General features: G+C 44.2%; 7 protein-coding genes. 6 read left to right on the plus strand and 1 reads right to left on the minus strand.

Translation table 11 applies throughout. The annotated features are described in order from the left end of the window. Window positions 1-42 precede the first annotated feature (42 nt). From aroB to HCZ91_RS10365, 5 genes are all read left to right on the plus strand, one after another. The gene (gene aroB / locus HCZ91_RS10345) at window positions 43-1,149 is read left to right on the plus strand and encodes a 3-dehydroquinate synthase (protein ID WP_179799320.1); all 1,107 of its coding nucleotides are present in this window, start codon (window positions 43-45) and stop codon (window positions 1,147-1,149) included. A gap of 130 nt (window positions 1,150-1,279) precedes the next feature. Next, complete coding sequence (locus tag HCZ91_RS10350; protein ID WP_179799321.1) at window positions 1,280-2,371, plus strand: hypothetical protein; 1,092 nt, start codon at window positions 1,280-1,282, stop codon at window positions 2,369-2,371. An 864-nt stretch (window positions 2,372-3,235) separates the two neighbouring features. Further along, entirely contained in the window at window positions 3,236-7,699 is a 4,464-nt protein-coding gene (gene gltB / locus HCZ91_RS10355; protein WP_179799322.1) for a glutamate synthase large subunit, read from the plus strand. A gap of 229 nt (window positions 7,700-7,928) precedes the next feature. Next, window positions 7,929-9,350, plus strand: a complete 1,422-nt coding sequence (locus HCZ91_RS10360; RefSeq protein WP_057761694.1) for a glutamate synthase subunit beta — start codon at window positions 7,929-7,931, stop codon at window positions 9,348-9,350. Between the two features lie 301 nt (window positions 9,351-9,651). After that, window positions 9,652-10,863, plus strand: a complete 1,212-nt coding sequence (locus tag HCZ91_RS10365) for an FUSC family protein (protein ID WP_179799323.1) — start codon at window positions 9,652-9,654, stop codon at window positions 10,861-10,863. 80 nt (window positions 10,864-10,943) lie between these two features. On the opposite strand, the gene HCZ91_RS10370 is transcribed toward HCZ91_RS10365, so the two are convergent. After that, on the minus strand, window positions 10,944-12,077 hold the full coding sequence (locus HCZ91_RS10370; protein ID WP_179799324.1) for an extracellular solute-binding protein: 1,134 nt from the start codon (window positions 12,075-12,077) through the stop codon (window positions 10,944-10,946). Window positions 12,078-12,452: 375 nt separating this feature from the next. Between HCZ91_RS10370 and HCZ91_RS10375 the strand changes: the two genes are divergently transcribed. After that, the gene (locus HCZ91_RS10375) at window positions 12,453-13,280 is read left to right on the plus strand and encodes a 3-oxoacyl-ACP reductase (protein ID WP_179799325.1); all 828 of its coding nucleotides are present in this window, start codon (window positions 12,453-12,455) and stop codon (window positions 13,278-13,280) included. Window positions 13,281-13,325: the final 45 nt, after the last annotated feature.

The raw sequence follows: 13,325 nt of genomic DNA on the forward strand, positions 1-13,325 counted from the left end.
TCAATTACTTTTACCTCATTAGAAATGCTTTAGGAGTATCACATGGTAATGCCGTTTCATGATGGCCTAATAGTTCATACGCAAAGTCATGATTATCCTATTGTCATTACTGAACAATCTGCGACTGAGCATAGCAGTATGGCGAAGCAGATCGCGCCTTATGTCAATGGTCGTCAGGTTTTGATCGTCACTAATGACACTGTGGCACCTTTATACTTAAAAGCATTAGAAGATGAGCTGGCAGAGCAGTTTGTGGTAAAGGTGTGCGTACTGCCAGATGGTGAACAATACAAAAATCAGGCAAGTATTGATCAGATTTATGATGCGCTGATGACAGAACACTTCAATCGCGATGTGACACTTGTTGCCCTTGGTGGCGGTGTAGTGGGAGATATGACTGGCTTTGCTGCTGCTAGCTTTATGCGTGGTGTAAACTTTATTCAAATTCCAACGACGCTATTGTCACAAGTAGATTCTAGTGTTGGTGGTAAAACAGGTATCAATCATCCGCAAGGTAAAAATATGATTGGTGCTTTTTGGCAGCCGCAAATGGTGCTTGCTGATATGAGTACGCTTAAGACACTGCCTGCACGTGAGCTATCGGCTGGAGTGGCCGAGATTATTAAATATGCCCTTATCATGGATGAGGCGTTTTTAACGTGGCTTGAAGCAAACTTGCCTGCAATGATGGCGCTTGACTTGGCAGTACTTGGTGAAGCCGTAAAGCGCTGCTGTCAGTACAAAGCCGATGTAGTGGCACAAGACGAAAGAGAGTCCGGTGTGCGCGCGCTATTGAACTTTGGTCATACTTTTGGTCATGTGATTGAAACACATGAAGGCTATGGCAATTGGTTACATGGCGAAGCAGTAGCGGCTGGCATGGTACAAGCAGCTGAGCTATCGCAAAAGATTGGCTGGCTAACTGATGATGAAGTCGTACGTATTAAGCGTGTTTTAGAATTGGCAAACTTACCTATTACGCCACCAGCTATCGATGTAGACACTGCTCTAGATTTAATGGGCCACGATAAAAAAGTGAAACACGGACAAATCCGCCTAATTTTGTTAAAATCAATTGGCGATGCGGTAATGACTAATGAGTTTGACGGCGAACTATTGCATGAAGTTTTGTCAAAACATAGCGCGTAACGTCTCAAGAATTTATCGTTTATATATTGATACTAAAATCTCGTACTTATAGCCAACTGGTTAGCTGTACCTCTGTTTAAATAAGCATTTATATTATGCTGTAAAACATGTGTTTACCAAGGACCGCCTCATGGCAACATCAAAAACAAAAACGCGTACTGCTAGCCAATCATACAGTCGTCAAGCACTGATTTGGCTAATAGTGACCCTACTTTTAGGGGTGGTCACAGCGTTAGTATGGATGTTTAGTCAAACGCCAGCCATGGGTGCCAAAATTGAAAATGCACCAATATCAGCGCCAGAGATTTTGAATGAAGAGTTTGAGCAACCACTAAAAGTCGAATCGCTGCATGAGCTAGATACGGATGTACAACCGATTAACTTTGATGCAACGATTCGAGATTTGCGCGATTATCCTGATGAGTTCAAAGACAAGCGTTATCTGCTAGCTAACAAAGGCAAGTGGACTGTTCAAGTAATGAATGTCTCTGAAAACGATGTGATTGTTAGTTACTTAGAAGGCCGTCAAGATCGTGATAAATTTGCTTATTTCCGTTATCTTGATGATGAAAAACAAGTCCGTTATATGCTGACTTATGGGATTATGAGTAGCCCGCAAGAAGCAGTAGGAGCCGCAAAGCTAATAGACTTTAAGCTACCTACAAACGTACGTGTATTGCCAGAAGAGATTAATCGGTATGTCAGTATTATTGATAATTATGAGCGTCCTGATCCAGTAAAAGATCTAAGTACGAAACGTACACGTGCCGTTGATTTAAAACCTACCAAGCGCGAAGTGCCAGCTCGTTTGCAAGAAGAAGCTGCTGACGCCGCTGCTCAAGCAGCCAGTGCTACCAGTAATCGAGGTAACCAAGAAAGCGCTAATAGTAGTAGTACTCAAGAAAGTATTCGTCAGTCGGTAGATACCTCTGCCACGTTGTCTGTTAGCGAAGAGCGTACAGTTGGTGGGGAGACGAAAACAATATCTGAAGCATCGCCAAAAGACGAAAACAACGCAAGTAAGCCCGCGGCATCAGAAAATAAAAAGCCTGCGGCACCGGCAGATAACTCTACTAGTAAAAAGCCACCAGTCGTGCCAACACCTAAGCCCCCTAGCAGCACGAACAATAATTCAAATGCTAATGGCAAAAGTGCTAGCGCTAATCCACCCAAAAATAATAGTGATAGTATAAAAGCGCTAATAGAAGATAAGAGTAATTAGTTTTTGTCTGATTAATTTAACCCACTAGCTATTTGGTTAGTGGGTTTTTTTAGCACTATACAAAATAGTTTTATCGTTACAATAAGCTGCAAGCTACTATTGCTAAGTATTATCAAAGCCTTTTGTTAAATGTCGTTTATATGGTTTGCATTAAAATTTTAATAGCAGTTTTATTTGTCCTATAACCAATAGTAATAAGTCCTCTTACAATTTATGGCTAATGAATCGATAGAAAAGACTAGATTTTTCAACAATCATTAACTAATATAACTGTGGGCGACGTTCTGTATAGTTATCGTAAAAAATGTCTATTTAACAACTATTTAGTGGTTTTTTCTTAGTTTTTAGAGTTCTTTACTAAATATTATTGTCTCAAGCGCGGTTACTTACTATCCATAATTAGGTTATCGTAAGTGACGCAACCTCTCTTATTGTCACTCTTTTTAGGGTAAACAAAGTGCTTGAATACAGAGCGTCAGATATTCAAGATAAACAAGTGCACCGTTATTAAGTTATTGTATGCTTAGCGCTAAATGCTAAACATGACAATATAACAAATGATGCTTAAATGAATGGCATTAGATATCACTGATTGAGTAACTGGCATTTAAGGGCGTAGATTCTCCCGTTGCCAAGGGCTGCTACTTACTATCTTTTGATACACGGACCACATGTCAAGACATCAGCTAATGACCAGGAGGGTCAAGGGTTTTACTTTCTCTTAGAGTATGATGTCTATCGAGCATTGCACTATTTGCTAATTCGAACACACGAATATCCACTATCAGCCCGTTCTGCTTACGGGTACCAACTTATACTCCGCATTGGAAATGTAAGTTGCCCGTCTACTTAAAAGGACAAGCTATGTCAATGATTTCCTCACAAACACACCTGGCCACGCCAGATGATTTTTCTGATAATTGCGGTTTTGGCCTAATTGCCCATATTGAGGGTGAAGCGAGCCATGATTTGGTGAAAACGGCCATTCATAGTTTAAGTTGTATGACACATCGCGGTGGTGTTGCTGCTGACGGTAGAACTGGTGATGGTTGTGGCTTACTATTAGCGACGCCTACCGATTTCTTTAAACAGATTGCTGACGAGCAGCAATTTGCCATTACGGACAACTTTGCTGTTGGTATGGTGTTCGTGAATTTAGATAGCGATAAAGCCAAGCATAGCCAACAAGTATTAAGCGATGAGATTACAGCCCAAGGGTTAGAAGTGGCTGGCTGGCGTGATGTACCACTCGACTTGAGTATTGTTGGTGAGATTGGTCGTGAGACATTACCAGACTTTAAGCAAGTGTTCGTTAATGCGCCAGATGATCTAGCTGCTGATGACTTCAACCGTAAGCTGTTTGTTGCACGCAAAAAAGCAGAGCAGCGTTTGACGGATGATGAGCTATTTTATGTCTGTTCATTGAGTTGTCAGACCATTATTTATAAAGGCTTGGTAATGCCTTCAGATTTACCAGCGTTTTTCTTGGATTTGCAAGATGAGCGTTTGGCGTCACATATCGTAGTATTCCATCAGCGTTTCTCAACCAATACCTTACCGCGCTGGCCACTGGCACAGCCATTCCGTTATCTTGCGCACAATGGTGAGTTAAATACCATTACAGGTAACCGCAACTGGTCTAAAGCCCGTACGCCAAAGCTAAAATCAGACAAACTGCCTAACTTGAATGAGCTGACACCACTTGTAAATAGTACCGGTTCAGATTCATCTAGCTTAGATAACATGCTCGAAGTGCTTATGTCTGGTGGTATGAACCTGTTCCATGCGATGTCTATCTTGGTACCGCCAGCGTGGCAGAATGTTGATAGCATGGATATGGATCTGCGTGCGTTTTATGAGTTTTACTCACAGCATATGGAAGCGTGGGACGGTCCAGCAGGTCTAGTCATTCAAGATGGACGCTATGCGGTCTGTATGCTCGATAGAAACGGTTTGCGCCCGTCACGTTGGGTAACCACCAAGAATGGTTATATTACTGTTGCATCAGAAGTGGGCGTTTGGGATTATGAGCCGCAAGATGTATTGGCAAAAGGTCGCGTTGGACCTGGTCAAATGCTGGTCATTGACACGCTGACTGGTCAAATTCTAGATACGACCGCTATTGCAACTTTACTAAAAACGGCGCATCCATATCGTAAATGGTTGCGTGAAGAAGCAACGCGTGTTCGTGATGATGAACGTCTAGAAGAGACGTTGGCAACGCAAGCGTGCCGCGGTGATAAGCTAAAAGCGCTACAAAAGATGTATCACATCACCAATGAAGAGCGCACAGAAATCATTCGCCCTAATGCTGAAAATGGTCAAGAACCAGTCGGCTCAATGGGTGACGATACGCCAATGGCTGTACTGTCGCAGCAAATTCGCCATGTCGGTGATTTCTTCCGTCAGCAGTTTGCACAGGTGACCAATCCGCCAATCGATCCACTACGTGAATCAATCGTGATGTCGTTGCAGACTTGTCTAGGCGCTGAGACTAACGTATTTGCGCCATCTGCGAGAGATGCTCATCGTATTATTTTGTCATCGCCAGTATTGTCAGCCAGCAAGATGCAGCAGCTTGAAACTTTGGATGATCCAGCGTTCAAGATGGCTCGCATTGATCTGAACTATGACCGTACTTTAGAGCTATCTGATGCTATCGTCGCTATCTGTGAGCAAGTGGCAGATAACATTCGCTCAGGCAATACGTTGATTGTCTTATCTGATAAAGATATCGATGCAGACAAAGTACCAGCCAATGCCATTATGGTGACTGGCGCTGTGCATCATTATCTAATCGCGCAAGGTATTCGTACCGATGCTAACTTAATCATTGAGACAGGTCTTGCCCGTGACTCGCATCAAATAGCGGTATTGATTGGCTTTGGTGCAACTTGTGTCTATCCATATCTAGCATATGATGTTATCGATGATTTGGTCGCGACTGGTGAGCTACTTGGTGATCCGATTCAAGCCCGTGTTAATTTCCGCAAAGGCTTGGATAAAGGTTTGCTAAAAATCTTATCAAAAATGGGTATCTCTACCATTGTGTCGTATCGCGGCGCGCAGTTGTTTGAAGCAGTCGGCCTATCAGAAGAAGTCGTCAGTCTATGCTTTAAAGGCGTACAAAGCCGTATCAAAGGCGCTACCTTTGCAGACCTTGCTGCTGATCAAGCGCAACTGGCTGCCAATGCGTTTAAGCGTCGTGCTCCTCTAGATCAGGGTGGTCTGCTCAAGTTTGTCTTTAACAAAGAGTACCATGCCTTTAACCCTGATGTAATTAACAGCCTGCATACCGCGGTGCGTACTGGTGATTACGATAATTACCGTAATTATGCTGATCTAGTTAATAGCCGTCCGGTCGCGACTTTACGTGATTTGTTGCAACTGAAAACCGACAACAGTATCGATGTCAATGAAGTAGAAGATATCTCTAAAATCTTGACGCGTTTTGACTCAGCTGGCATGTCACTAGGCGCGCTATCTCCTGAAGCGCATGAGTCGATTGCGATGGCTATGAATACCATCGGCGGACGTTCAAACTCTGGTGAGGGCGGCGAAGATCCTGCGCGTTATGGCACGTTGCGTAACTCAAAGATCAAGCAAGTTGCCTCTGGTCGTTTCGGCGTGACACCCGCCTACCTTCGTTCCGCTGAAGTCATGCAGATTAAAGTAGCACAAGGTGCCAAGCCTGGTGAAGGTGGTCAATTACCTGGTGGTAAAGTCAACGCGCTGATTGCACGCTTGCGTTATTCAGTGCCAGGTGTGACCTTGATTTCACCGCCGCCGCATCACGATATTTACTCTATCGAAGATTTGGCACAGCTGATTTTTGATTTGAAACAAGTCAATCCAGATGCACTGGTATCCGTTAAATTGGTCTCACGTCCAGGTGTTGGCACGATCGCGACAGGTGTTGCAAAAGCCTATGCCGATTTGATTACTATCTCAGGCTATGATGGGGGTACAGCAGCGTCTCCGCTATCGTCTATCCATCATGCAGGCTCGCCATGGGAGTTAGGTTTGGCTGAGACCCATCAGTCTCTACGAGTGAATGGATTACGTGATAAGGTACGTGTCCAGACTGACGGTGGTCTAAAAACAGGGCTAGATGTAGTAAAAGCTGCTATCTTGGGTGCAGAGAGCTTTGGCTTTGGTACCACGCCAATGATTGCAGTTGGTTGTAAGTACCTACGTATTTGCCATTTAAACAACTGTCCAACAGGTGTTGCTACTCAAAAAGCCAAGCTGCGTGATGAGCATTTCATTGGCGAAGCAGAAATGTTGATTAACTTCTTTAAGTTTGTCGCAACCGAGACGCGTGAGTGGTTGGCAGCGCTAGGGGTTCGTAGTATGGAAGAGCTGGTCGGTCGTACTGACTTGCTTGATATTCTAGAAGGCAATACGGACAAGCAGCGTCATCTTGATTTAACGCCATTGCTATTTAGTCACCCAGCCAGTGTGGGCAAAGCACAAACTTGTCAGGTTGAGCGTAATGAGCCGTTTGATAAAGGCTTGCTTGCTGAGCAGATGATTAGCGATATGCTTGTGAACATTCGCAAAGGGGCGGGCGGCGACTATAGCTATTTCGTTGGTAACTGTGACCGCTCTATCGGTGCTCGTATTTCTGGTGAGATTGCGCAAGTCTGGGGCAACCTTGGCATGAGCGATATGCCAATCAAACTTCGTTTAACTGGTACTGCAGGACAAAGTTTGGGTGTGTGGAATGCTGGCGGTTTAAATATCGAGCTTGAAGGTGATGCCAATGACTATGTGGGCAAAGGCATGGCTGGTGGTGAGATTGTTATTTATCCGCCAAAAGACTCAAACTTTATAGCACAAGAAACGGCCATCATCGGTAATACCTGTCTCTATGGTGCAACTGGCGGTAAGCTATATGCTGCTGGTACTGCAGGTGAGCGTTTTGGCGTCCGTAACTCTGGCGCACACGCAGTTATCGAAGGCACAGGCGACCATTGCTGTGAATATATGACTGGCGGTATCGTCACGATTCTTGGCCGTACTGGACTCAACTTCGGTGCTGGTATGACGGGTGGTTTTGCTTATGTACTCGATATGGAAGGCGACTTCTTTGACCGTTGCAACCATGAGCTAATCGATCTAAACCGTATTTCAAGCGAGCAAACAGAAGAGCATCGCATTCATTTGCAACAAGTGATTGAAGCTCATGTAGATAAAACAGGCAGTGCATGGGGTCAGACAATTCTGAACGACTTTGAGCACTATGTTCGTAAGTTCTATTTGGTTAAGCCAAAAGCGGCGAACATTGCAAGCCTTCTTAAAACTACCATGGCCGACCCACAATAGCCGATACATGACTGTCTATCGTATCAATGGAATGCATTGATGGGTTGTATTGATGGATCGGCAGTCGCTTTAATCAGGTTAGCCAGCGTTCCGTTTTTAGAGACGTTTTAACTCACAGGTTTTCAGCAGGTACGTGACAGCAGCGATATATGTCTTAAATTTTAGACAAAAAACATCGCTGACTGTCGCCACCCACTGCAAAAGAGCCTTATATAAAAGAGATAGCACCATGGCAAAACGCTTAGAAAATAACTTCCAGTTTTTAGATGTACCAAGATTTGATCCAACCAAAAAAGACATTGCAACGCGTTCAACAGAGTTTGTTGAGATTTATAAGCCTTTCGAAAACGAAGCTGTTGCTCAGCAAGCGCATCGTTGTCTTGAGTGTGGTAACCCGTACTGCGAGTGGAAATGTCCAGTACACAACTATATCCCTAACTGGCTAAAACTGGCCACAGAAGGTCAGATATTTCAGGCAGCTGAATTGTGTCACCGTACCAATACCTTACCTGAAGTATGTGGACGAGTTTGCCCGCAAGATCGTCTGTGTGAAGGCGCTTGTACGTTAAATGATGGTTTTGGCGCAGTGACCATTGGTAATGTCGAAAAATATATCAACGATACCGCGTTTGCACTTGGTTGGCGTCCAGATATGTCTGAAGTCGTTTGGACAGACAAAAAAGTCGCTATCATTGGCGCAGGACCAGCAGGTCTGGGTTGCGCAGATATCTTGGTCAGAAATGGTGTCAAACCAGTTGTCTTTGATAAGCGCCCTGAGATTGGCGGCTTACTAACATTTGGCATCCCTGAGTTCAAAATGGAAAAAGATGTCATGCGCAATCGCCGCGTGATCTTTGAAGACATGGGTATCGAATTCCGTTTAGAGACAGAGATTGGTACAGACGTCACGATTGATGAGCTATTGGCTGACTATGACGCGGTATTTATGGGTATGGGTACATACACCTATATGCGCGGCGGCTTTGCTGGTGAAGAGCTGACAGGCGTCTACGATGCACTAGACTACCTGATTGCGAACGTGAACCGTTGCAATGACTGGGAAAAAGACGCTGAAGAGTACATCGACTTTAAAGGTAAAAAGGTGGTGGTACTCGGTGGCGGTGATACCGCAATGGACTGTAACCGTACCAGTATCCGTCAAGGCGCCGAAAAAGTAGTTTGTGCCTATCGCCGTGACGAGGAAAACATGCCTGGTTCACGCCGTGAAGTGGTCAATGCTCGCGAGGAAGGCGTCGAGTTCTTATTTAATCGTCAGCCAACCGAAATCATTGGCTTAAACGGTAAAGTTAACGGCGTAAAAGTCGTTACTACTCAGCTGGGTGCACCAGACAACCGTGGTCGTCAACGCCCTGAGCCAATCCCTAATTCTGAAGAGATCATCCCATGTGATGCAGTCATCATGGCCTTTGGTTTTAGACCAAGTCCTGCTGATTGGTTTGAGTCTCAACAAGTGGGGATGGACAGCTCTGGTCGCGTACTAGCAGCCGAAAAGCAAACCTTCAAATTCCAGACCCAAAATCCTAAAATCTTCGCTGGTGGCGATATGGTGCGCGGTTCTGACTTGGTTGTGACAGCGATTTGGGAAGGCCGTGAAGCTGCGGAAGGTATTCTAGACTACCTAGAAGTGTAATACGCTAGCGTAATAGACTATTATTCACTAACACTAACACTAACACTGACGCAGATCTTGATAAGTAATTCGATGAGTCATTTGGTGAATAATCTTCAATAGCGTAGATTTCAATATAGTGTGCTAGGATATTTTTTATAATGCCTTTTACCTGTGAATAATAGGTAAAAGGCGTTATTTTTTGCCCGTCATTTTGCTGATAGAATATCCATTTATACTTACCCTTAGTTATTGATGTTTTTTAATAATACTTTATTAAAATGTCTCACTTAAATATTCCATCCAAAAAGAGTAGCCTTGCGTGAAATCCACCCTTTATCAGCGTATTACTGCTCCATTTGTCGAACCCTATGTTCGCTACCAACATGCAGATATTTTACATGCCATACGCCTAGGTACGGCTGTGATATTGGCCCTATTGGTCAATAAAATCACCAATCTTCCGCACAGTGAATGGACGACCATTACAGTATTTATTATTCTAGGGTTATTGCAATACCAAGGCGCTATTTATACTAAGGCGAAAGAGCGCGTAATCGGTACTTTGTTAGGTATTGGTACGGCCCTTGGGGTGCTGTGGTTCATTCAAAATGCAGGTGCATGGCTATGGATCGATTATGCACTTATCGGTATATTAAGCGGCATCATTGGCTATTTAGCCGTCAGAAAGCTCGGATATACAGGGCTGCTAACGGGTATCACTATGTTGATGATTGTCTCTGATTTAGGCAATAACAGCATTGGTCAAGATGGTATCTACCGCGCCTTAAATATCTTACTGGGGACAGGCGTTTCGGTAGCAGTGACTCTAATTTTGCCGCTCAAATCAACGTTGATGTGGCGGTTCTTATTGAGTAGTAACCTTGACGCTTGTAGTAGTCTCTATGCAGGCGTAGGTCATCATATTGACGCAACGGATGGAGTGGTGGACGACTCTGTTCAAAAGTTAAACCCAGTAGCCCTTCCTGTTAAGGAAGTACCCGTTGATAGGGCATTGGTCACAGCGTTACAGCAGATCAATAAACGTCTACTGGCTGTGCGACCCCATATCGCGGCGACAGCCAGTGAGTCAGGTATCGAAAAAGAAACGCTAGAGACGATCCAACGTACCCATCGTAATATTATCGGAACGATTGATTTACTACTAAGTGCGGCACCGCGCTTGGCAAATATCGAAATTGATGAAGAAAACCATGTTCTATTGGTACATTATCAGCATGAGCTAACCCAAGCGATGCAACATATGGCAGCGGTATTACGTAGTCCAAGTGACGAAGTATTCCGGCCCATTACTCGAATCGCCGTCTCAGAGTATCCAAGCGTACAGCACCTAGCATTTGAGTGGCAGGGCTATTTTTGGTTGACCCAAACCTTGCAGACTCAATTGCAGCAGCTGAGTGATTTACTTCAAACATCGAAGCCGCATTGGTTTGCTGCATCCGGTCTGGGCTATCAACGCCGCGAGCAGCGCCGAATGAAAGAGCAGGGCGGCGAGACGGATTTACATTTATAGCGCAAAAAAACGCTGACCATTTAGGATCAGCGTTTTTTCTTAAAGGTTTACTTTATTTTAAAGGTATTAAACCATGGCTATTAGCGACCCGTTTTTAGCTTATCCCAGTATTGTTGATACACTTGTAGTGCTTCATCGCCCACATCTTCTTGGAATTCCGCTTTGGCTAACACGTCTTTAGATGGGTAAATCGTTGGATTGTTACGAACACTTTCATCCATCAGCTCGCGTGCTGCCTGGTTTGGTGAGGCATAACCAATTTCTTCACTCACGATTTTGGCGTTTTCAGGACGCAATAAGTAATCAATAAATTTATGTGCTGCATCAACTTGCTTGGCGTTTTTTGGAATGACAAAGTTGTCCATCCATAAGATAGCGCCTTCGGTTGGATACTTATAAACCAAGCTAGTCAAACCTTCGTCATTGGCCATGACTGCTTCACCATTCCATGTCATACCAAGCGCAGTCTCACCTTCGATATATGGCATACGTGTCGCATCAGAGTTAAAGGTTTTGACGTTTGGCATCAACGTGGTGAGCTTATCGTAAGCGGCTTCGATTTCGTCAGGATTGCTACTATTACCTGAGTAGCCAAGAGTCAGCAGTGCCATACCAAAGACTTCACGCACGTCATTGGTCAGCATCACCTGACCCTTATACTTAGGGTCCCAAAGGTCATTCCAGCTATTGACAGTTTTCGGATCGACACTGTCACCGTTAATGGCTAGACCAGTGCTGCCCCACATATAAGGGATAGAGTATTTGTTATCAGGATCAACTTTGGTATTGGTAAATGAGGTATCAAGGTTTTTAAAATTGCTCAATTTAGACTTGTCTAGCTCTTGTAGCAGTCCTTCTTTCGCCATTTTTTCGACGTAATAAGTCGATGGAATCGCTAAGTCATACTGACTAGAATCATCCAACAGTTTGAGCTTGGCATACATGGCTTCGTTAGAGTCAAATGTAGTGTAATTAACTGAGATGCCAGTTTCTTCTTCAAAGCCATCTAGAATCTCTTGTGGCATATATTCTGACCAGTTGTAAAGGTTCAGCGTCTCATTGCTCGCCGCAGCGCTACCATCCGCTGCATTATCAGAGTTGCTACAGCTGGCAAGCACCAAGCCGACAGCTGCTGCTAATAATGCTTTTGGCACTATACGACCGACACTAGCCGAGGTGTGAGTAGTTGGATGGGACGATGGTAAATGGGTCAAAATATCTCTCCTAAATAAAGATAATGCAAATCAGAAAAATTCAATAAAAAAGCCAAAAAGATACAAGCCTGACATGGCCAATAAAACTATTATGGTCATTAGTTTATACAATTTAAAGGGTTATCATTAAGGCAATGCTCAATAATACTAATAAAAATAGCCAGTTGGGCTAATGAGATGAGTAGCAAAACTAACTTAATGACAGCTAATTTTGGGTAGAATTGCTAGCGAGCTGCTAACGTCGAATCGAAAAAAGATAGCATATAACCATGCTATGATTGGCGCAGGCCGAAGTATGACGAACATCATCTAAGTAAGTATAAGCCTTCGGCTCTAAGACACCAACCATACCATAATAATAAAGGATACAGCACAATGACCGAAAGTACCTCAACTCAAAATGCCTTGAATAAAAGCCACTCAGTTATACCGGCATTGCTTACGGATAAAGTTGCCATAGTCACTGGTGCCAGTCGTGGGCTTGGTGCACAGATTGCACAGCAAATGGCGGCAGCAGGCGCTATCGTTTGTGTCAACTACCTCAATAGTAAACAGGCTGCTGAGACGGTAGTGACTGACATCATCGCGACAGGTGGCCGAGCATTTGCTTATCAGTCGGATGTCACTGAGCTTGAGCAAGTACAAGCCATGGCAGCTGAAGTCATCACTCGTCATGGTCGTATCGATATATTGGTCAATAATGCCTTGCCAAGTTACCAGTTCAATCCAAGCGCTGCGTACACCAGTATTGAAACAGTAAAGTGGTCGCACTTTTCACAACAAATGGATGGTATTGTTAAAGGCGCGGTCAATATGGTGCAAGCGGTGCTGCCGCAAATGAAAGCGCAGCAAGTAGGCAAAATCATCAATATCTCAACCAATCTTGTCTACAACCCAGTGGTGACCTATTATGATTACACCACGGCCAAGTCAGCCTTAATTGGACTGACTCGCAACCTAGCAAGTGAGCTTGGTCAGTATGGTATTCGGGTTAATTTGTTGGCAGGTGGATTATTAAAAACTACCGACGCAAGCAGCTTAACCACTGAAGAGGTCTTCGACTATATCGCGACTACAACGCCGCTGCGCCAAGCGACTTCGGTAGCTGACTTTGCCAATTCAGTATTGCTCATGGCGTCTGATTTGAGTATGGCTATTACTGGACAATCTATCGCTGTCGATGGTGGCTTGACCATGCCTTAATTGAGGTCTTAACTGATGCCTTAACGTTCGATTAGACTGGTAGAA

Origin of the sequence: Psychrobacter sp. BI730 (assembly GCF_013414195.1) — a bacterium.
Lineage (GTDB): Bacteria > Pseudomonadota > Gammaproteobacteria > Pseudomonadales > Moraxellaceae > Psychrobacter.

Coding starts and splice junctions, on each gene's coding strand:
- HCZ91_RS10360 (WP_057761694.1), top strand. CDS start 7,929: ATGGCAAAACGCTTAGAAAATAACTTCCAGTTTTTAGATGTACCAAGA.
- gltB (WP_179799322.1), top strand. CDS start 3,236: ATGTCAATGATTTCCTCACAAACACACCTGGCCACGCCAGATGATTTT.
- HCZ91_RS10375 (WP_179799325.1), top strand. CDS start 12,453: ATGACCGAAAGTACCTCAACTCAAAATGCCTTGAATAAAAGCCACTCA.
- HCZ91_RS10350 (WP_179799321.1), top strand. CDS start 1,280: ATGGCAACATCAAAAACAAAAACGCGTACTGCTAGCCAATCATACAGT.
- aroB (WP_179799320.1), top strand. CDS start 43: ATGGTAATGCCGTTTCATGATGGCCTAATAGTTCATACGCAAAGTCAT.